The sequence below is a fragment of the Planktotalea sp. genome, from assembly GCF_965659345.1.
Taxonomy (GTDB): Bacteria; Pseudomonadota; Alphaproteobacteria; order Rhodobacterales; family Rhodobacteraceae; genus Planktotalea.
This window is the reverse complement of sequence record NZ_CBFHVK010000001.1, coordinates 125,592-145,708: the sequence shown is the minus strand read 5'-3', so window position 1 is coordinate 145,708 and position 20,117 is coordinate 125,592. Positions and strand designations below refer to the sequence as shown.

Genomic DNA, 20,117 nt, shown 5'->3' with positions numbered 1-20,117 from the left:
ACAGTCTCCTAGAGGCGCGCCTTAGCGCGCGATTGTTCCGGTGCGGCGCATTTTACGCTGCAATTGCATGATGCCATAAAGCAATGCTTCTGCCGTGGGCGGGCAACCGGGGACATAAATATCAACAGGTACGATGCGATCGCAGCCGCGCACGACGGAGTATGAATAGTGGTAGTAGCCACCGCCATTCGCGCAGGACCCCATAGAGATCACGTAGCGCGGCTCTGGCATCTGATCGTAAACTTTGCGAAGTGCAGGCGCCATCTTGTTGGTCAATGTGCCAGCCACGATCATCAGGTCTGACTGACGTGGGGACGCGCGAGGCGCAGTTCCGAAACGCTCCAAGTCATAACGAGGCATGGAGGTATGCATCATCTCAACCGCACAACACGCCAAACCAAACGTCATCCAGTGTAGCGAGCCAGTGCGCGCCCAGTTGATGATGTCATCCGTTGACGTCAGCAGAAAGCCTTTGTCAGCAAGCTCAGCATTCAGCGCGGCTGTGCCATGGTCACGATCACCACCTGCAGTGGCTGTTCCAGTCATCACTCCCATTCGAGCGCTCCTTTTTTCCACTCGTACGCAAACCCAGCAGTCAGCACTGCGAGAAAGACCATCATCGACCAGAAACCAACCATGCTCACATCTTTAAAGGCCACAGCCCAAGGAAACAAAAAGGCGATCTCGAGATCGAAAATAATGAACAGGATGGACACCAGGTAGAACCGCACATCAAACTTCATCCGTGCATCATCGAATGCGTTAAATCCGCATTCATAGGCCGACACCTTCTCAGGATCTGGATTGCGCACGGCTAAAACAATTGCGGCAAGGATCAGGACAAGGCCCAAACCAATGGCAACGGCCAGGAAAATAATGATGGGGAGGTATTCTCTTGCAATGTCTTCCACGAAGAATGGTTCCCTTCGGTCTCGCGCGCGCTTCGTCTTTTAAGCTCGGCGCGCTCAAATGGCTAGTTTGGCTCATTCGGGGTGTACCGAGCCGTGCTCAGAGGGTCAACTCCAGCAATACAAGAATTGATAAGGCTAACAGCCGCGCAAGCCCCTTGTTTTTATAGATTTTTCGTCAGAACGACAAAAAACGTGTCAAATCCAATGCGACGAACTCACATAACTGCTGGCAATTTGTGATCACAAGTGAGGGACTCAACGCCTCAAGACGCACGATTCCATGCTCTGGTAGTGATCACACGAATAAGTGGTTGCGCGCTGGTGTTTTTACGGCTGCCCCGCCCAATCCGGCGCGCGCTTTTCAAAAAACGCGCTGATGCCTTCAAGCGACTCAGGGCTTTCCCAACGTTGCGCAAGCGCGTCAATCGTATGCTCGATCGTTCTTTCATCGATAGGGTTGCTCAGTGCACGCACCAAAGCCTTGGCATCAGCAACAGCGCCGGGCGCGCAAGATAGATATGGGGTGACCTCTGCCTCAATCGCGGCGTCGAGCGCATCTAATGGGACGACCTTAGCGAGCAAACCCAAATTTTGCGCTTCATGCGTCTCAAATCGTCGTCCAGACATGAAAACGCGCCGCGCATTTGCAGCGCCCATTCGCGCAACGACATAAGGACCAATCGTTGCAGGTATCAGGCCTAAACGTGTTTCAGTCAGGCCCATCAGCGCACCCTCAACTCCAATCGCGATGTCGCACACGCTGGCAAGGCCAACGCCGCCGCCAAATGCATTTGCATGGATGCGCCCGATAAGCGGTTGCGGCAACGTATCGAGCGCTTGCAACATGTACGCCAGCTTTGCGGCCTGTGCGCTGCGCGTCTTTGGGTCCATATCCATTTGCGCGCGCATCCACGCCAGATCACCGCCTGCGCAAAAGCTCTTTCCTTCTGCGCTAAGGACAACAACACGGATCGCCCGATCTGTCGCAATTTGTTGCGCTGCTGCGAGCAAATCATCAAGCATTTGCTCGGACATCGCGTTATGTTTGTCCGCGCGCGCCAGAACAAGCTGTGCAACACCGCGCTCATCAGTGCTTAGTTTTATTGTTTCAAACATCACCTTGCCCTTTGCCGCGCAACCCAAGCGCCATCTTCGCGGCACGTTCTAGCACCGCTGGATTAAGATTTGTGGTGTACCCCAGTGTTTCCAATCGCGCTGCAACACTCTCTGTCGCGACATTTCCCAATGCACCGGGCGCATAAGGGCATCCGCCAAGACCGCCGATAGATGTATCAAAGACGCGCACCCCTTCCGCAAGCGACGCTTCGATATTGGCCAAGGCACGCCCGCTCGTGTCATGATAGTGCCCCGCAAGCTTTGCTTTTGGCGCCGCAGCTTTGACAGCTCGCAGCATTGCGGTGATTTCGTCTGGGTAGGCGTGCCCCGTCGTATCACCGAGCGAAAGCTCGTAGCATCCCATATCATGCAACGCTTTCGCGATCCGCGCACTTTGTTCCGGCGATGTCGGGCCGTCATAAGGACAATTTATAGTGCAGGAGATATAGCCTCGTACTGGAATGCCATGGGCTTTCGCTGCCGCAGCAACTGGCGCAAATCGTTCCAGGCTATCGGCAATGCTTGCGTTGATGTTCGCCTTTGAGAACCCTTCGCTCGCAGACCCGAAAATTGCCACTTCGTCTGCGCGCGCGCTCATCGCCCCATCAAAACCACGCATGTTAGGGGTCAGCGCCGCATAAGATACCGACGGCGCACGCGCGATACCTGCAAGTACCTCAGCGCTCGTTGCCATTTGCGGGACCCATTTGGGGCTGACAAAGCTTGCAACCTCGATCCGTGTAAACCCTGCCGTACTTAGCAGATTAACCAAAGCGATCTTGTCCTGAGCAGAGATCAGTGCCTTTTCATTCTGGAGCCCGTCACGCGGCCCAACCTCAAAAAGCTCGACCGTTTCGCTCATGTCGGCATCTCCCACGCAGGATAGAAGTCTTTGGTGTAAAGCACTTCGTCCTCTTTTGGCAGGCTCGCCTGATATGCTGCGCGCGCTTCAAGTTGCGCGAACCATATGGCAACCGCCGGATGCTGATCCAATTTGCGAAACCTTTGCCCCAAGTAAACCGCCTGCCCCACAGATATGTCCGCAGCAGAGAACCCACCCGCCAAAAGCATTCCACAGCTTTCTTTCGTGCTTTGCAATTGAGCCTCCAGCGCATCATAACATTTGCCAAGCCGCGCAGCTTCAAGGTTCATCACCGCGGCGCTGCGCATATTGTCATCGCGTAGTACCAAATGCTGCTGCGTCAGCGCAGCAAGATGCTGGCTAATAGTTTCCGCAAAATGCACCCAAACAAGCCACATCATGCGCTCGCTCGACCCAACAGCGCGCCCTAATCCAGCTTCGGGAAACCGTTCACACAAATACTCTGTGATTGCGCCGGTCTCGAACATGCGTTGTCCGTCGATCTCAAGTGCAGGCACACGTCCTGCCGGCGATAGCTTCAAGTAGGTCGGATCGCGTAAGCTCTTGTCAAACCCTTGACGCGCGATTTCAAACGGCACGCCCAACTCGTGCAGCAACCATAGGCTACGCATCGACCGAGTTTGTGGCGCATGATGTAAAATGATCTGCTTCATTCTGTATCACTCTCTTGCGGCGCAAGCCGAATAAGTGCCGCACCTGCCTCAACTTGATCGCCCTCACTGACGTAAACCTCGGCAACTTCTCCAACACGCTGTGAAAGCAAGGAATGTTCCATTTTCATGGCCTCAAGGGTGCACAATGACTGATCAAGAGTCACTTTTTGTCCGTTTTTCACAAGCACTGACTTCACGACACCGGGCATCGGTGCCAGAACAACATTCGTATCACCACTTGCTCCACTGCTTTGTTGTAGCGGATCAAAGAGCGTGAACGACGCACCGTCTGGGCCAAAGACATGCACCTGATCGCTTAGCTTGGTCGCACGTAGAGCTGGCGATCCTTTGCTCATCCATGCGCCATTTTGCCAAATAGCCATGACCTGCCCCATGGGTGTTTCCACCTCGACCTGAGTGGATGTCACAAACCGCAAAACACAGATGAAATGTTCTTGGTCCTGCGCCAAAACAATTCGACGGGCAAGCGGTTGCCAAAGTGAAAACCCAAGCTGCGACTTTGCTTTGTCTAGCTCAGCGGCACTGATTGCAGCACAGGCCAAAATCTCCGCCGACAGGGGCTTTGCCTCCGTGAGCATTGTTTGATCACGCCCAATCAAGCCAGTGTCCACCTCTCCGCTTGCGAACCCTTTGTGACACGCGAGAGCATGTAAAAAATTGAGGTTGGTCACGGTCCCTGCGACTTCGGTTTGCGCCAAAGCACTTCGAAGTTTGCTCAATGCAACGGCGCGTGTCGGGCCATGCACCGTAATTTTCGCAATCATCGGGTCATAAAAAGGGCTGATGTCATCACCGCTGCGCACACCCGTGTCAGCCCGCACATCATTTGGGAACATCAAATGGGTCAAACGCCCCGTAGCCGGCAGAAAATCACGCGCCGCATCTTCCGCATACAGGCGCGCTTCGAAGGCATGCCCCTCAATCGTCAGCTCTTCTTGTGACTTAGGCAAAGATGCACCCGCAGCGACGCGCAATTGCCATTCCACAAGATCCACGCCTGTGATCGCCTCCGTCACTGGATGCTCAACCTGTAAGCGCGTGTTCATTTCCATGAACCAAAAACCATCTTCACGCAGGCCATCTGACCCATCAACGATAAACTCAACCGTCCCCGCGCCAGAGTAGTTGATCGCCTTCGCCGCGCGCACAGCCGCCTCTCCCATGGCAGCGCGTACTTCAGCGCTCATCCCCGGAGCAGGCGCTTCTTCAATCACCTTTTGATGGCGTCGCTGAAGCGAGCAATCACGCTCGAACAAATGCACCGCATCTTTGCCATCGCCAAACACTTGGATCTCTATATGACGCGGCTTGGTTACGAATTTCTCAACAAGGACATCAGAATTTCCGAATGCGGTTTTCGCTTCGGATCGCGCACTTTCCAGCGCAGCAACAAAGGCACCCTCGCTTTCAACAAGACGCATACCTTTACCGCCACCACCGGCAACCGCCTTGATCAAGACAGGATACCCAATCTCGATCGCTTTCTCAGCCAATAGATCGTCGCTTTGGTCCGCCCCGTGATATCCTGGAACAACAGGGACGCCCGCTGTTTCCATCAATGACTTAGCCGCGTCTTTTAATCCCATAGAGCGGATTGCATGAGCACTTGGTCCGATAAACGTCACGCCTGCGGCCTCAACCGCTTCGACGAACTCAGGATTTTCGGATAAAAAGCCATATCCGGGATGGATCGCTTGAGCGCCTGTATCAAGCGCAGCTTTGATAACGACATCAGCGCGAAGGTAACTCTCAGCAGGTGCGGACCCACCAATATGTACAGCCTGATCTGCCATTTGCACATGTCGCGCAGAGGCGTCAGCATCAGAATATACCGCAACACATCGCACGCCAAGCGCTTGCGCAGTTTGTATAACACGGCATGCAATTTCACCCCGATTGGCGACAAGTATGGCATCAAACATTTTTTATTTCCAATTTAAAATCATATACTAACGTGGCGATATGAATGTAATACATCAAGATTGACCTACATTCGAAACACGCCAAAGCGTGTCTCTTCAATCGGTGCGTTCAGCGCGGCTGATAAGCTCAGTGATAAAACGTCGCGACTTTTCCTCGGATCGATAATTCCATCATCCCAAAGTCGCGCAGACGCATAAAGCGGATGACTTTGCTCTTCGAACATATCAATAGTTGGCTGCTTGAACAGCGCCTCTTCCTGCTCTGACCACGTTCCGCCTTTACGCTCGATGGCGTCACGTTTCACAGTTGCAAGAACACCCGCCGCTTGCGCGCCGCCCATCACAGAAATCCGACTATTGGGCCATGTCCACAAAAAGCGCGGCTGGTAAGCGCGTCCCGCCATACCATAATTTCCCGCACCAAAAGAGCCCCCCACGAGCATCGTAATCTTGGGAACCGAGGTTGTCGCAACCGCCGTCACAAGCTTAGCGCCATGTCGTGCGATCCCCTCATTTTCATACTTACGCCCCACCATAAAGCCTGTGATGTTTTGCAAAAACACCAACGGGATTTTGCGTTGCGAACATAGCTCCACAAAGTGGGCACCTTTCTGAGCCGCTTCGGAAAACAGAACACCGTTGTTAGCGATTATGCCAATCGGGCAGCCTTTAAGATGCGCAAAGCCAGTGACTAACGTTTCGCCGTAGCGGGGTTTGAACTCATCAAAACGCGACCCATCCACGATGCGTGCGATCACCTCGCGTATGTCATAGGGCGTCCTTAAATCCGCTGGAACAACACCAAAAAGCTCGTCAGGATCGTATGCTGGCTCTTCGCTCGCTTGCCAATTCACCGTGTCCGGTTTGCTGCGGTTCAAATGACTGACCGCACGGCGCACCAAGGCAAGCGCATGGGCGTCATCCTCTGCCAAATAATCAGCAACCCCTGAAAGGCGTGTGTGAACATCCCCACCGCCAAGATCTTCAGCTGTAACAACCTCACCTGTCGCAGCCTTCACCAAGGGCGGACCAGCAAGAAAAATAGTGCCCTGCTCGCGCACAATGATTGTCACATCGCTCATCGCGGGCACGTACGCGCCGCCCGCAGTACATGACCCCATGACAGCCGCAATTTGCGGAATACCCTTAGCGCTCATCCGCGCTTGATTGTAGAAAATACGGCCGAAGTGATCACGGTCAGGAAAGACTTCATCTTGATTGGGCAGGTTCGCACCGCCACTATCAACAAGGTAGATACATGGAAGGTTATTCTCTTGTGCAATTTCCTGCGCGCGAAGATGCTTTTTGACGGTCATCGGGTAGTATGTCCCGCCTTTTACAGTCGCGTCGTTGCAGATCACCATGACCTCTTGGCCCTCGACAGTGCCAATACCGGCGATCACACCAGCACTTGGGGCGACCCCATCGTACATGCCATGCGCCGCAGTGGCACCGACCTCTAGAAACGCCGAGCCTACATCGAGTAGATTAGCAACGCGTTCGCGCGGCAGCATCTTCCCGCGCTTAACGTGGCGCTCGCGAGAGGTTTCTGGTCCGCCAAGAGCGGCGCTCTGAGCAACCTGCGCGATCTGCTCCAGCGCGTCTGTGTGCGCCGCGACATTTGCTTTGAACTCCGCTGAATTTGGGAGCGCCTTACTGGTGAGTTTCATGAATGACCTTCCAATTCAGCGCATGCACGCGCCTTTAACTCTTTGCGGATGACCTTGCCTGTTACCGTCAGGGGCAAATGATCTACAAATTCGATTTCTCTTGGATAAGAATAACTTGCGAGACGATCCTTAACGAACGCCTGAAGATTTATGACCAAGTCACTACTTGAGTGTATCCCGCTCTTCAGGACAACGTACGCTTTGACTATTTCGGTTCTCAGCGGATCTGGCTTGCCAACAACACCCACCGTTGCAACGGCATTATGGGCGAGCAAACAGTCCTCGATTTCGGCGGGGCCAATGCGATATCCTGACGAGGTGATGACATCATCTTCGCGACCAACGAAACGAAGATATCCTTGTTCCCAAATGCCACAATCGCCCGTTAACATCCAATCGCCTTTGAACTTTTCGCGTGTCGCCTCAGGGCGTTTCCAATATTCAAGCATCATAGACGCCGCCCCTTTTTGAATGGCGATATCGCCTTCCTCCAAGCTTGGCTGGCCTTGCGCATCCAAAATCGCGATTTCAAAACCAGCAGCCGGCTTGCCGATGCAGTTTGGACGCGGTGCAAAAAGAACGCTGCTCGAGCTGGCGGTCATATTGCATTCGGTTTGGCCGTAAAATTCGTTGATCGTCAGCCCGAACGCCTGTCTGCCCCATTCAAGCATTTCCGCGCCCAAAGGCTCTCCGCCCGAAGCAACAGAGCGCAGGGACTTCATCTCAACATTCGCGGCTTTAAGCATACGAAGGGCCGTTGGTGGAAAGAATACATTCCTTACAGGCGCGCGACGCACCACATCACAACAGGCCTCAGGCGTGAATTTCTTCAGCCGTGCTGCAACCACTGGAATCCCTAGGGCGAGACCGGGCATGAGCACATCAAACAAGCCACCGATCCACGCCCAATCCGCAGGGGTCCATAAACAGTCATCGGTTTGACCAAGAAAATCATGGCTCATCTCCACCCCCGGAAGGTGGCCAGTGAGCACTTTATGGCCATGCAGCGCGCCCTTTGGCGCACCCGTTGTGCCAGAGGTATAAATGAGACACGCAGGATCATTTGGTGCAGTATCAGCGATCTGCAAACGCGCGCCAGATACCAACTCAAGAGCATCGGGAACCAGCGCAGGTGCTGTCATCTGACGTTTGGCATTTTCCATATCGGTGATGATCAGCGAAACACCTGCATCGCCTGTGCGCGTATCGAGCGCATCTGACTGAAACAGCGTGAACAAGGGAACTGAAATTGCACCAATGGACCAAATCGCAAGATGCGCAGCGGCCGTCCACGCATCTTGGGACCTTAGTACGCCAACGCGATCCCCGCGCTTGATCCCAGACGCGCAAATTGCACGCGCAAGTGCTACGCTCTTTGCTTCAAGGTCGCCGTATGTGACCGGACCATTCTCAAGTTCATAAATCGCAATTTGACCAGCCGGATGCGCGAGACATTGCTGCGCCATGTTCAAACGCTCTGGCAAGTCCCAAAGCACCTGCGCGCGCATCTCATCATAGCTGAGGGTACGAACCAACATATTATGTCTCTGGCTGACCATAAGAGGTGGAGCCAAGTTGAACGCGACCATATCGATTGGCTTGGTATATCTCTGTTTCGCCCGTCGATGCACGGCAAATCACAATGAGCCAGACATCATCCACTTCGGAGGGTTTCGCTTCACAATCAGTGGCTTGGCGCATGGCATCGCCGCTTAGGTAGTTCGCAGCAGCGCGATTGATCACGTCACTTTCTGTCAAGGCAGAGACGTGCCAGCCAGCGCGCAGGCCAAAAAATGCAGTTGCCACTGTGAGCGCCGCAATCGGCGTCCAAAGCAGCCAACGCGGCATTACGACATCGCTCCCATCAGTTCACGCCCCACCAGCATGCGGCGAATTTCAGAAGTGCCAGCGCCAATCTCCATCAGCTTGGCATCGCGGAAAATGCGCGCGACAGGACTGTCATTGAGAAACCCTGCCCCTCCCATCGCTTGAACCGCTTGATGCGCAACAACCATCGCTTCTTCAGAGGCATAAAGCACACAGGCAGCGGCGTCTTGGCGTGTGACCTGCCCTTTGTCGCAAGCGCGTGCAACTTCGTAGACATAGGCGCGAGCGCTGTTCATTTTTGTATACATATCCGCAATTTTTCCCTGCATCAGTTGGAAATTTCCAATGCTTTGGCCAAATTGCTTGCGCTCCACCATATAGGGCATGATTTCATCAAGGCAGGCCGCCATGATGCCCGTTCCAATGCCAGAAAGCACAACACGTTCATAATCAAGACCTGACATCAGGACACGCACGCCTTTGCCTTCTTCGCCAAGCACGTTCTCAAACGGGACTTGGACGTCGTCAAAAACCAACTCTGCGGTGTTTGATCCGCGCATACCGAGTTTGTCGAAATGGTTAGATGTGCTGAACCCGGTCATGGATTTTTCAATCAGGAAAGCGGTCATGCCTTTGGAACCAGCATCAGGATCCGTTTTGGCGTAAACAACAAGCGTGTCCGCGTCGGGGCCATTGGTGATCCAGTATTTATTGCCTTTGAGGCGATAATGATCGTTACGCTTTTCCGCGTGCAGCTTCATCGACACCACGTCAGAGCCAGCGTTCGGTTCTGACATTGCAAGCGCACCTACATGTTCACCAGACACCAGTTTGGGCAGATATTTTGCTTTCTGCTCCGGCGTGCCGTTCAGGCTGATTTGATTAACGCAAAGGTTTGAATGCGCGCCGTAGCTGAGCGAGACCGACGCAGAAGCCCGCGCGATCTCCTCAACTGCGATGACATGGGCAAGGTAGCCCATATTAGAGCCCCCGAAGTCTTCATCCACGGTGATCCCATGAAGTCCAAGCGCGCCCATTTCTGCCCAGAGTTCGGGCGGGAAAGCATTGGAGCTATCAATTTCTGCCGCCATCGGTTTGACGCGATCTTGCGCCCAACGATGCACCATATCGCGAAGAGCATTGACGTCTTCGCCAAGATCGAAACTCATTGAGTGCATGAACATAGTCGTGGCTCCGAAGTTTATTGAACGCTTGTTCAGATAATGGGGGAGCCACACGATTCCGTCAAGCGTCGCGCGCCATTAACTACGGCACGTCACTTTGACCGCCGAAGGGAGCCTCCGGCGGGAGTTTATTTGGAAAAAATGAAGAATAGGTTTACGCGTAGTCGTCGCCAAGGTGCGCTTTGGCACGATCAATCCAATGATCTTTCATCCAAGCGCAGGGGCGCGAGTGACGGTGCAGCAAACCTGGATACCCTGTCACTGCCTCAGCAGTTTTCGGGCGGCCATGCGTACATACAACCGCAGCACCTTCGGGTAATACGGGTGCTTTGAAGTAGTTCAACGGCCACATCGGCAGGCAACCGTGCTTGAACGATACGATCATGTCTTCGGGCAAGTACTCGAAATCGCCGTTTGCCAGTGCGCGGCTCCATGTGTAGCGCTGCTCATTTCCGCGCGATTCGATAACGCGCCCGCGCGGGTCTTTCGCCATATCGCCATAAAGATAGTCGTGTTGGTCAGGATCAAACAAAAAGACGGAGCCATGACCCGTTCCCTTGCCTTTTCGCTTTTCGATCCAGTCGTGACGCATCGAAACTTTCCCCGGTGCATGGTTCCAGATTGGCATCAGATCGCCTGTGATCACAACATCAAGATCAAAGCCCATAAGACGACCAGAATGGTTCGGGATCAAACCCGGTTTGAACAAAGTGATCTTACGCATCTCATTGGACCAGCCATTCTCGGTATGCGCTTTTGTCATTTCATCATCGAAGGTTTCAAATTCGAGCGGGACAACCTCAATATCAGGATGCAGCCCTTCGGGATGCTCTGTCACACATACAAAACGTAGATCACCGACCGTATTGCGGCGCACACCAGAGTAGAGTCGGTTGGCGTATTCCGGCCCAAAGGGTTTACCCCATTTGATGCAACATGCGGTGATCATATCTTGGTCGTCCTTTTTCATATCGATGCGCCCGCTCTAACGTAGGCGCATCGATATGAAAAGCCTGAGCGTCAGGCAGCGGGCATGCGCTGTTCAACGATCTCTGCCCACCAGCTTGCGCCTGACGGTGAGGTCTCATCATTGAAGTTGTATTCGGGATGGTGCACCATTGCCGTATCACCATTGCCGACAACGATGTAGGCACCGGGACGCTCTTCGAGCATGAAGGCGAAATCCTCACCGCCCATGACCAAAGGCGCGTCTTGCGTGGGCTTGCCCGAAACACTTTCTGCAACTTTCGCGGCAAACGCAGTTTGCTCTTCAGAGTTTACCATGACCGGATAGTTGCGCGTGTAGTCCAACTCAATCTGGCCGCCAAAGGTTGCGGCAACCCCAGCGCAAATCTCGCCCATGCGCTTTTCTGCAAGGTCACGCGTTTCAGGGCTCAACGTGCGCACTGTACCTTTAATGTGCACCTTTTGCGGGATCACGTTGTGCGCTTTGGATGAAGTTTCAAAGGACGTGACAGAGACGACTAATTGCTCAATCGGGTCGGCGTTACGTGAGGCGATTGTTTGCAATGATAAAACCAGTTGGCTTGCCATGACAGTCGTATCAACTGTGTCATGTGGTTTAGCGGCGTGACCGCCTTTGCCCTCCAGTTCGATTGTGAACAAATCTGCCGCGGCAAAGAACGGACCCGAGCGGATCGCAAATTCACCAACAGGCAAACCCGGCCAATTGTGCATGCCATAGACCTCTTGGATGCCGAATTTCTCCATCAACCCGTCATCACACATCTCTTTGCCGCCGCCGCCGCCCTCTTCGGCGGGTTGGAAGATAACCACGACAGTCCCGTCAAAATTGCGCGTATCAGACAGATATTTCGCGGCCCCCAGCAACATCGCCGTATGGCCATCGTGACCGCACGCATGCATCGCATCTGGTGTTTTGGAGGCGTACTCCAGCCCCGTCTGCTCGTGGATCGGCAATGCGTCCATATCCGCGCGCAGGCCTATGACCTTGCCAGAAGAATTCTGTTTGCCTTTGATCACACCCACAACGCCAGTGCGGCCAATTTTGCCTACAACCTCATCGCAGCCAAACGCTTTGAGCTTTTCTTCGACGATCGCGGATGTGCGGTGGGTTTCAAACAAGATCTCAGGATGCTCGTGCAGATCACGGCGCCATTCTGTGATTTCGGGCAACATTTCAGCGAGACGGTTTTTGATAGGCATAAGGTGGCTCCTCTAAGCAGCGGGCATACGGGTTTCGATCATGCCAGCAAGCCATGAACAGCCCGCAGGTATGATGTCATCATTAAAGACATACTCAGGATGGTGGACCATTGCCCCGCCCTCCCCATTACCAAGGAAGATATAGGCACCGGGGCGTGCTTCAAGCATGTAAGAAAAATCTTCGCCGGCCATCATCGGTGGCGTGTTGGGGTCAACTGCGCCTTCGCCCGCAATGGACTTAGCAACTGCGATTGCATGATCGGTTTCGACGTCGTGGTTCACAGTCACGGGGTAGCCGCGTTCGTATACAATCTCGACAGAGCAATCGAAGGCATCCGCCGTGGAACTCGTGATCTTCTTGATGCGCTGTTCGACCAAATCGCGCACCTCTGGCGATAAAGTGCGCACGGTCCCGCACAGGTTCACCGTCTGCGGGATCACGTTAAACGCACTGCTGTCATTGCTCATCATACAGATTGACAGTACCGCGTTTTCAAGCGGATCCACATTGCGACTGGTGATGCTTTGAAGTGCAAGCAAGATATGCGCCGCAGTGATATTGGGATCAATGGCTTGGTGTGGAATCGCACCGTGCCCGCCTTTACCGGTGATCTTGATTTCTACAAGATCTGTCGCCGCCATAAGACCACCTTTTCGAATGGCAAACCCACCCTCTGCGCAGCCGGGCATATTATGCAGACCGTAAACCTCGTCGACATTATAGCGATCCATCACGCCTTCATCGACCATCACTTTACCACCGCCACCACCCTCTTCTGCGGGTTGGAAAAAGAGCACGGCCGTGCCATCGAAATTGCGCGTCTCTACAAGGTATTTCGCCGCCCCCAACAGCATCGCAGTGTGACCATCATGACCACAGGCATGCATTTTGCCGTCATGTGTGGATGTATACTCAACATCAGCAATCTCGTGGATCGGCAGGGCATCCATATCCGCACGCAGGCCGATGACACGGCCAGAGGTATCGGTTTTGCCCTTGATCACCGCAACCATGCCGGTTTGCGCAACGCCTGTTTCAAGGCTGTCCACGCCAATGTCGCGCAAACGCTCTTCAACAAAGGCTGCCGTTTGAGGCAAAGCGAAGCCCAACTCGGGGATCGTGTGTAAATGACGACGCCACTCGGTAATTTCAGGATGCAGATCAGCGAAACGGTTATGGATAGGCATATTTGTCTTCCCCCAATTTTGTGTAAGCCTGTATTATCTCAGCGCGTTTGGCAAGGCTTATAGGTTCGGCCCTAAGACCAGTTTGGACCCATCAGAAAAACGGCTTAGGCGGAAACGGCTGAGATCATGGCCCGTTTCTTTGCCTTGCATAAGCTTTGCAGTGATACGCCCGAACGCAGGGCCAATGCCAAAACCATGACCACACATGCCAGTGCAAATCGTCAATCCAGGAAGCGCAGCGCAGGTATCCACAACAGGCACCACATCCGGCATCACATCAATCATGCCGGCCCATGCCTCTTTAATCTTCACCTTGCCGAGTGTTGGAAACGTGTCCGCAAAATCACGCGCAAGCTTGGTCACTTTGCGCGCGTTTGGTTCAGGGTTTAGAATACGCATTTGCTCAAACGGGCTTTGCTCTGTCGCACTCCAGCGTCGTTTGGTCCCCCACGCATCAGGAAACCCCTTTGGCGCGGATGGAAGGTAGCGTGTGCCCAAAGGATCTTGGATAAGTTGCGGTAAAAACCCCAGTGCAGCGCGAAATGCATCCGGCCCGACAAAAAGTTCGTGAAATCCAGATGGGGCCAGTGAATAGCCACCATCCGCACGCCGCCGCCACGCGATGCGATCATCCACGCCGCTATCAGACACAACCTCAGGAAGGACGTCTGTGGCAGCAACTGTGGCACGCACGCTGAGCTGAGGGATTGAAACGCCGTGACGCCGCAGCATAAGTGACGACCACGCCCCCCCTGCGAGCGCAACTTGCGGCGCTTTGATCCGCCCTTTTTCTGTGATCACGCCCGTGACTTTACCAGCTTCAAGATCAAGCATCCGAACAGCGCAATTCTCGATAATCGTGACGCCCTCTTCAACAGCAGCACGCGCAAGCGTAGGCACTGCGACCCAAGGCTCTGCGCGCAGATCATTCGGGGTGTACAGCGCGCCCGCCCAGCGCGCATTGGCTTGTGGGATAAGATCGGCCAAGTCATGCGCGCTCAGAAGTTTGGAGCTGAGCTGATAAGGTGCGGCAAAATCAAGCCAGTCTTGATAGCCCGCCATATCCTCGTCTTTAGCGGCCATGAACAACGTACCCGTCGTTGCCAAACCGACACCGCCCACTTGTTTGTCTAGATCGCCCCACATCTTTTGTGCCTCGAGCATAATCGGGATTTCTGAGAGATCGCGCCCCTGCGCTCTGATCCAGCCCCAATTGCGCGATGATTGCTCGCCCGCGATGCGCCCTTTTTCCAAAAGGACGGGTTTGAGCCCGGCTTTGGCCAATTCCCAAGCGGTCATCACGCCGATGATCCCGCCGCCAATGACCACAGCGTCAGCCGTGCGTGGCAGTTCAGCCGAATGTTCAATCGGGCTTTGCGCGCTGATTGGAAAGGCCATTACAGCAAACGCTCTAAAAGCTTCTCCATAAAGGCATGACCTGCATTGAATTGCGCAACTGTGCAAAATTCATTGGGTTGATGGGCCTGTGCAATATCACCTGGACCACAAATAACTGCGGAATACCCCCGTTCTTGGAACTGTCCGGCTTCAGTGCCGTAGCTCACCTTATGAGAGGCATTGTCACCAGTGATCTGACGCACCAGCGTTTCGGCTTCACCGTTCTCTTCGGGTACGAGCGGCGGGACGTTGAAGCGCTCGGTGAGCTCTATCGAAGTCTCGGGTACAACGGCTTGCATCATCGCTTCGACCTCACGGACTTTCGCAAAATAACGGTCACGCCAATCAAAGGGATCTTCGCCAGGTACGACACGGAAATCGACGCCAAAATGACAGTCCTTGGCCGTGATGTTGTGCGCTGTTCCACCCTCGATAATGCCAACATGCGCTGTTGTGAAAGGTGGATCAAACTGCGCTGCTATTTCTGTTGGTTCAGCGGCCATATTCGCCGTGTTAACATCATTGGCCCAGTCAATCAGCTTGGATCCGTACATGATCGCATTGACCCCAGTATGCAGGATCGAGGAATGCACCTCAAAACCTTTCACATGGGTCATGTACCCGCGCCCACCTTTATGACCTGTGACCGCTTGCATCATACTCGGTTCACCAACGATTACAGCGCTGGCTTTGGGCAGGACTTCGAGCATGCGATCAATCATTGGCGGCGCACCCGTGCAGCCGATTTCCTCGTCAAAACTGAGCGCGATTTGCAAAGGACGTTTCACCCCGCGTTTGTGGGCCTCGACCAAAGTCCAGATCGCAAGAGCATCGAACCCTTTCATATCGCAAGTGCCGCGCCCGTAGTATTTTCCGTCCTTTTCAATCACAGTCCAAGGGTCGGTGTCCCAAGGCTGGCCATCAATCGGCACGACATCCGTATGACCAGAAAGCACGATTGCGCCTTCCTGATCCGGCCCCACATGCGCAAAGAGCGCGGCCTTTTCAACGATGCGATCTTCGCTATCCTCATAGAAGCGGTGGCACGTGATGCCGTGCGAATTGAGATAGTCTTCGACCCAATCAATAAGGGGCAAGTTGCTATCCCGCGATACTGTGGGAAAGCTGATAAGCTTTGTCATTAGCGCTAGGGGAGAAAGCGTCTCAACCATTTCAATACCCGCTATCTGTCAGCAAAACAAAATGCTCTGGCGCCACTTCTTTGTACTTTGACGGTTCAGGATCATATCCGACAGGATGCATTGGTGACGGGATCGGCTTGAAATTCAAATCGCGCTCATCTTTGCGCTTGCGCGGGTCAGCGATTGGCACCGCCTTCATCAACGCTTGCGTATAAGCGTGCTGCGGGTTTTCAAACACAGCCGCGCGCGGACCCATTTCGACGATCCGCCCCAGATACATCACGCCTACGTAATGGCTAACGCGCTCAACCACGGCCATATCGTGGCTAATGAACAGATAGCTCAGACCCAGTTCCGCCTGCAGTTCCATCATGAGGTTCACGACCTGCGCTTGAACTGACACGTCGAGGGCCGACACCGCCTCATCCGCAACAATCAGTTTGGGGTTCAAGGCCAAAGCCCGCGCAATGGCGACGCGTTGACGTTGACCACCTGAAAGCTCATGCGGGAAACGGCGCAAGAAAGAGCGCGGAAGTTCAACACGATCAAAAAGCATCTCAACGCGGTCAGTCAGCTCCTTCCCCGATGCCGTGCCATAATTGCGCATTGGTTCTGCGACTTGATCAATCAACTGCATCTGCGGGTTCAGCGATGCAAACGGATCTTGGAAAATCATTTGCATGTCCAATCGGCTTGCGCGCAACTCCGATGGGCCCATGTCCATGATCTCTTTACCAGCCAGCGTGATCTGTCCGCTCATGGGTTCCACCAAACGCAGCAATGAGCGGCCCACCGTGGACTTGCCACACCCGGACTCACCCACCAGTGACAGCGTTTGGCCTTTGTTGATCGTGAACGAAATATCCTCCGCCGCATGCACATTCGCGACGACGCGGCGCAGCAAACCACCTGTGACGGGAAAACGCGTCGTCAGTCCGGTGACCGCAAGCAAAGGTTCATTCGTGCCCGGGATCGGCTTTATTTCATCTTGGTCTGTGCCGAGCAGCTTCATTGGCTCAGGCGCTGCTTTACCGCGCATCTCGCCTAGCTTTGGAACAGCTGCCAAAAGCGCTTTGGTATAAGGGTGCTGCGGGTTCTCGAAGATTTCCTCGACAGTGCCCTCTTCCACCTTGTTGCCGCGAAACATCACGACAACGCGGTCTGCCATTTGTGCAACCACCGCCATATCGTGGGTGATAAACATCACAGCTGTCCCCGTCTCGCGCTTGAGGCGATCCATGAGGGCCAATATTTCCGCCTGAATGGTCACGTCTAGCGCTGTTGTTGGCTCATCCGCGATCAGCAAGCGCGGCTCGCACGCTAGTGCAATCGCGATAACCACACGTTGGCGCATCCCGCCTGACAATTCATGCGGATATTGATCAAGGCGTTTTTCGGGTTCAGGGATACGCACCTGACGCAACAATTCTAGCGCCCGCTCTTCGGCCTGCGCTTTGCTCAGGTTCTTGTGTACCCGCAAGCCTTCAGTCAACTGACGCCCGACCGTGAACACCGGGTTCAACGCGGTCATCGGTTCTTGGAAGATCATTCCGATCTCATTGCCGCGAATCGTACGCATGAGATCAGGCCCAGCAGCGCGCAGATCCATTTCGCCATCATCTTTTCGATTAAAAATGAGGCGACCGCCTGCAATTTCACCACCGCCGTATTCTACCAGGCGCATCAGCGACAGCGACGACACCGATTTACCAGATCCCGATTCGCCCACAACGCAAACCGTTTCGCCCGAATTGATAGAGAACGAAACGTCCTCAACACCAACCACAGGCCCGTCTTTGGTTTGGAATTCGACCCTAAGGTTCTCTATTTGAGCGATTGGCTGGTCGAGCATTTCATCTTCCCCATTGCATGCAATAAAGAAGGCTACGGTCAGATCACTTGGGATGTCAAAACCTTTCAGCGATGCTTACGGCAACGGTCCAAGTTTCTGTAATGCCCGCGAATTTTCATAAGCAAGACGCTTGCAATTTCCCAAAACTCTGTTTCGATAAGGCTCAGTGGTCGGGGGTGTCTCTTTTGGCTGGGTTGATTCTTGATCAAACCCGCCGAGTGGTCGTTCCCTTGGCTGTTGTCAAAAGGTTTGGGCAAACCCGAACCGTTAAAAATGCTAGGTCAACGCCACTATGGCGTTGATTTTGTTCAACAAGGAGAGACTTTTATGATGCTTCGAACACTCTTGATGGGTGCGGCTGCAAGCTTTGCGATGGCCCCAATGGCCATGGCCGAGCGTGGATCAGACGGCACCGTCAACATCATCTATTGGCAAGCGCCTTCCATCCTGAACCCGTTCCTTTCTGGCGGTACAAAGGATGTCGAATCGGCGTCGCTCGTGCTCGAACCGCTCGCGCGCTACAATGAAACCGGCGAGATGGTTCCCTTCCTTGCTGCTGAAATTCCAACTGTTGCAAACGGTGGTGTTTCCGAAGACCTCACTCAGATCACATGGAAAATCCAAGAGGGCCTGCTGTGGTCCGACGGCACGCCAGTTACCTCTGCGGATGTAAAATTTACCGCTCAGTATTGCATGGATCCGGAAGGCGGCTGTGCGCAGCTTGCATTCTTTGATGGTGTTACATCTGTCGAAGCGTTGGATGATCTGACAGTCAAAGTAACATTCGATCAGCCCAAGCCAAATCCATACGGCCCATTTGTTGGTGGTCAGTCGCCAATCCTACAGGCTGCTCAGTTTGCAGATTGCCTAGGTGCGAAAGCGCCAGAGTGCACCGAAGCAAACTTTAACCCAATCGGCACAGGTCCATTCGTTGTTGACGATTTCCGTCCAAACGACGTGATCCAGTTCTCTGCGAACCCCAACTACCGTGATCCTGCAAAGCCAGCGTTTGCGAACGTGAACTTCAAAGGTGGTGGTGACGCGAATGGTGCGGGTCGTTCTGTTCTTGAGACAGGCGAGTTCGACTACGCTTGGAACCTTCAGCTGGCACCAGACGTCATCGCAAAGATGGAAGAAGCTGGCAAAGGTAAGGCCATCGCAGGTTTCGGCCCATTGGTTGAGCGTCTTGAGATGAACATGACCAACCCAAGCCCGGATCTCCCACCAGAGACGCGTGCAACGGTTGCAGAGCCTCACCCGTTCCTCAGCGATCCTGCGGTTCGCGAAGCTCTGTCGATCTCTATCGACCGTGCATTGCTTACCGAAGTTGGCTACGGCAAGGCGGGTACACCAACTTGTAACCTCGTCCCTGCTCCAGCGATCTATGCATCCGACAACACCTCTTGCTTGACGCAAGATCTCGACAAAGCGCGCGCGCTTCTCGATGGTGCTGGCTGGGTTGATAGCGACGGTGACGGCGTACGTGAAAAGGACGGCGTGAAGCTTTCCATTCTGTACCAGACGTCCACAAACGCTGTGCGCCAGGACTTCCAGGCGCTGATCAAAGACTGGTGGAGCCAGATCGGTGTTGAAACAGAGCTTCGTAACCTCGACGCGTCTGTCTTCTTCGGCGGTGACCCAGGTTCGCCTGACACGTTCCAGAAGTTCTACGCAGACGTAGAAATGTATGCGAACACGTTCAACGGCACTGACCCACAGCAGTACCTCGCTGCATATCGTTGTGGCAACGAGCCAAAGCCATCCAGCCAGTGGCAGGGTGAGAACATCAACCGCTTCTGCGACCCAGCATATGACGAGCTGATCGACGAACTGGCACGCACAGGTGACATCGACAAGCGCGGCGAAATTGCGCGTAAGATGAACGACATGCTGACCAAAGACACAAACACGATCGTTCCACTTGTGAACCGTGCACGTGTTTCTGCGCATGCCAACAACCTTGGCGGCGTTGTTCTGAACGTTTGGGACTCCGAGCTGTGGAACATCGCAGATTGGCACCGCACAGAGTAATTTTACTCTAAGCCTTCGCGCCCTGCCGATGTCATTTTGGCAGGGCGCATCCCTTTATTAGTCCCATTGGTCTGTTTGCCGTTTTGCCTGCACGAGGCAGAGCCGCCAACACACCGATCTTCAAGTCTGGAT

Annotated in this window: 17 protein-coding genes; 1 reads left to right on the top strand and 16 read right to left on the bottom strand. The window is 54.0% G+C overall.

The window, feature by feature from the left end; translation table 11 throughout:
- Window positions 1-21: 21 nt before the first annotated feature.
- The 16 genes from ACTG3Z_RS00725 to ACTG3Z_RS00650 form a co-directional block, all read right to left on the bottom strand.
- The gene (locus tag ACTG3Z_RS00725; protein ID WP_375265466.1) at window positions 22-546 is read right to left on the bottom strand and encodes a NuoB/complex I 20 kDa subunit family protein; all 525 of its coding nucleotides are present in this window, start codon (window positions 544-546) and stop codon (window positions 22-24) included.
- Window positions 546-911, bottom strand: a complete 366-nt coding sequence (locus ACTG3Z_RS00720) for an NADH-quinone oxidoreductase subunit A (RefSeq protein WP_439140747.1) — start codon at window positions 909-911, stop codon at window positions 546-548. Before ACTG3Z_RS00720 ends, ACTG3Z_RS00725 begins: the two co-directional genes overlap by 1 nt.
- A gap of 327 nt (window positions 912-1,238) precedes the next feature.
- A complete protein-coding gene (locus ACTG3Z_RS00715) occupies window positions 1,239-2,027 on the bottom strand; it encodes a crotonase/enoyl-CoA hydratase family protein (protein ID WP_439140746.1) in 789 nt (262 codons plus the stop codon).
- Window positions 2,020-2,889: a hydroxymethylglutaryl-CoA lyase gene (locus tag ACTG3Z_RS00710; protein ID WP_439140745.1), complete on the bottom strand. Its 870-nt coding sequence runs from the start codon at window positions 2,887-2,889 to the stop codon at window positions 2,020-2,022. The genes ACTG3Z_RS00715 and ACTG3Z_RS00710 overlap by 8 nt, the downstream gene beginning before the upstream one ends.
- Complete coding sequence (locus tag ACTG3Z_RS00705) at window positions 2,886-3,563, bottom strand: glutathione S-transferase family protein (RefSeq protein WP_439140744.1); 678 nt, start codon at window positions 3,561-3,563, stop codon at window positions 2,886-2,888. Before ACTG3Z_RS00705 ends, ACTG3Z_RS00710 begins: the two co-directional genes overlap by 4 nt.
- On the bottom strand, window positions 3,560-5,506 hold the full coding sequence (locus tag ACTG3Z_RS00700) for an acetyl/propionyl/methylcrotonyl-CoA carboxylase subunit alpha (protein WP_439140743.1): 1,947 nt from the start codon (window positions 5,504-5,506) through the stop codon (window positions 3,560-3,562). The genes ACTG3Z_RS00705 and ACTG3Z_RS00700 overlap by 4 nt, the downstream gene beginning before the upstream one ends.
- A gap of 65 nt (window positions 5,507-5,571) precedes the next feature.
- On the bottom strand, window positions 5,572-7,176 hold the full coding sequence (locus ACTG3Z_RS00695; RefSeq protein ID WP_439140742.1) for a carboxyl transferase domain-containing protein: 1,605 nt from the start codon (window positions 7,174-7,176) through the stop codon (window positions 5,572-5,574).
- Window positions 7,173-8,714, bottom strand: a complete 1,542-nt coding sequence (locus ACTG3Z_RS00690; protein ID WP_439140741.1) for an AMP-binding protein — start codon at window positions 8,712-8,714, stop codon at window positions 7,173-7,175. The genes ACTG3Z_RS00695 and ACTG3Z_RS00690 overlap by 4 nt, the downstream gene beginning before the upstream one ends.
- Window position 8,715: 1 nt before the next feature.
- Window positions 8,716-9,024 carry a hypothetical protein gene (locus ACTG3Z_RS00685; RefSeq protein WP_439140740.1) on the bottom strand — a complete coding sequence of 103 codons (309 nt, stop codon included), beginning with the start codon at window positions 9,022-9,024 and terminating at the stop codon, window positions 8,716-8,718.
- Entirely contained in the window at window positions 9,024-10,187 is a 1,164-nt protein-coding gene (locus ACTG3Z_RS00680) for an isovaleryl-CoA dehydrogenase (RefSeq protein ID WP_439140739.1), read from the bottom strand. Before ACTG3Z_RS00680 ends, ACTG3Z_RS00685 begins: the two co-directional genes overlap by 1 nt.
- Before the next feature lie 154 nt (window positions 10,188-10,341).
- Window positions 10,342-11,157 (bottom strand): glycosyl transferase, encoded by an 816-nt coding sequence (locus tag ACTG3Z_RS00675; RefSeq protein ID WP_375265445.1) that lies wholly within the window; start codon window positions 11,155-11,157, stop codon window positions 10,342-10,344.
- Window positions 11,158-11,207: 50 nt separating this feature from the next.
- Window positions 11,208-12,374: a M20 aminoacylase family protein gene (locus tag ACTG3Z_RS00670; protein WP_439140738.1), complete on the bottom strand. Its 1,167-nt coding sequence runs from the start codon at window positions 12,372-12,374 to the stop codon at window positions 11,208-11,210.
- 12 nt (window positions 12,375-12,386) lie between these two features.
- Entirely contained in the window at window positions 12,387-13,562 is a 1,176-nt protein-coding gene (locus tag ACTG3Z_RS00665) for a M20 aminoacylase family protein (RefSeq protein ID WP_439140737.1), read from the bottom strand.
- Between the two features lie 57 nt (window positions 13,563-13,619).
- Complete coding sequence (locus ACTG3Z_RS00660; protein WP_439140736.1) at window positions 13,620-14,960, bottom strand: NAD(P)/FAD-dependent oxidoreductase; 1,341 nt, start codon at window positions 14,958-14,960, stop codon at window positions 13,620-13,622.
- On the bottom strand, window positions 14,960-16,132 hold the full coding sequence (gene argE / locus ACTG3Z_RS00655) for an acetylornithine deacetylase (RefSeq protein WP_439140735.1): 1,173 nt from the start codon (window positions 16,130-16,132) through the stop codon (window positions 14,960-14,962). The genes ACTG3Z_RS00660 and argE overlap by 1 nt, the downstream gene beginning before the upstream one ends.
- Before the next feature lies 1 nt (window position 16,133).
- Window positions 16,134-17,954, bottom strand: a complete 1,821-nt coding sequence (locus ACTG3Z_RS00650) for an ABC transporter ATP-binding protein (protein WP_439140734.1) — start codon at window positions 17,952-17,954, stop codon at window positions 16,134-16,136.
- A 327-nt stretch (window positions 17,955-18,281) separates the two neighbouring features.
- Here ACTG3Z_RS00650 and ACTG3Z_RS00645 point away from each other — a divergent pair, with 327 nt between their 5' ends.
- On the top strand, window positions 18,282-19,985 hold the full coding sequence (locus ACTG3Z_RS00645) for a peptide ABC transporter substrate-binding protein (RefSeq protein ID WP_439140733.1): 1,704 nt from the start codon (window positions 18,282-18,284) through the stop codon (window positions 19,983-19,985).
- Window positions 19,986-20,117 lie beyond the last annotated feature (132 nt).

What these genes read in the sequence shown, in the direction of transcription:
- ACTG3Z_RS00705 (WP_439140744.1), bottom strand. Translation starts at nt 3,563, where the DNA reads ATGAAGCAGATCATTTTACATCATGCGCCACAAACTCGGTCGATGCGT.
- ACTG3Z_RS00715 (WP_439140746.1), bottom strand. Translation starts at nt 2,027, where the DNA reads ATGTTTGAAACAATAAAACTAAGCACTGATGAGCGCGGTGTTGCACAG.
- ACTG3Z_RS00725 (WP_375265466.1), bottom strand. Translation starts at nt 546, where the DNA reads ATGACTGGAACAGCCACTGCAGGTGGTGATCGTGACCATGGCACAGCC.
- ACTG3Z_RS00670 (WP_439140738.1), bottom strand. Translation starts at nt 12,374, where the DNA reads ATGCCTATCAAAAACCGTCTCGCTGAAATGTTGCCCGAAATCACAGAA.
- ACTG3Z_RS00695 (WP_439140742.1), bottom strand. Translation starts at nt 7,176, where the DNA reads ATGAAACTCACCAGTAAGGCGCTCCCAAATTCAGCGGAGTTCAAAGCA.
- ACTG3Z_RS00650 (WP_439140734.1), bottom strand. Translation starts at nt 17,954, where the DNA reads ATGCTCGACCAGCCAATCGCTCAAATAGAGAACCTTAGGGTCGAATTC.
- ACTG3Z_RS00685 (WP_439140740.1), bottom strand. Translation starts at nt 9,024, where the DNA reads ATGCCGCGTTGGCTGCTTTGGACGCCGATTGCGGCGCTCACAGTGGCA.
- argE (WP_439140735.1), bottom strand. Translation starts at nt 16,132, where the DNA reads ATGGTTGAGACGCTTTCTCCCCTAGCGCTAATGACAAAGCTTATCAGC.
- ACTG3Z_RS00710 (WP_439140745.1), bottom strand. Translation starts at nt 2,889, where the DNA reads ATGAGCGAAACGGTCGAGCTTTTTGAGGTTGGGCCGCGTGACGGGCTC.
- ACTG3Z_RS00645 (WP_439140733.1), top strand. Translation starts at nt 18,282, where the DNA reads ATGATGCTTCGAACACTCTTGATGGGTGCGGCTGCAAGCTTTGCGATG.
- ACTG3Z_RS00680 (WP_439140739.1), bottom strand. Translation starts at nt 10,187, where the DNA reads ATGTTCATGCACTCAATGAGTTTCGATCTTGGCGAAGACGTCAATGCT.
- ACTG3Z_RS00675 (WP_375265445.1), bottom strand. Translation starts at nt 11,157, where the DNA reads ATGAAAAAGGACGACCAAGATATGATCACCGCATGTTGCATCAAATGG.
- ACTG3Z_RS00700 (WP_439140743.1), bottom strand. Translation starts at nt 5,506, where the DNA reads ATGTTTGATGCCATACTTGTCGCCAATCGGGGTGAAATTGCATGCCGT.
- ACTG3Z_RS00665 (WP_439140737.1), bottom strand. Translation starts at nt 13,562, where the DNA reads ATGCCTATCCATAACCGTTTCGCTGATCTGCATCCTGAAATTACCGAG.
- ACTG3Z_RS00660 (WP_439140736.1), bottom strand. Translation starts at nt 14,960, where the DNA reads ATGGCCTTTCCAATCAGCGCGCAAAGCCCGATTGAACATTCGGCTGAA.
- ACTG3Z_RS00690 (WP_439140741.1), bottom strand. Translation starts at nt 8,714, where the DNA reads ATGTTGGTTCGTACCCTCAGCTATGATGAGATGCGCGCGCAGGTGCTT.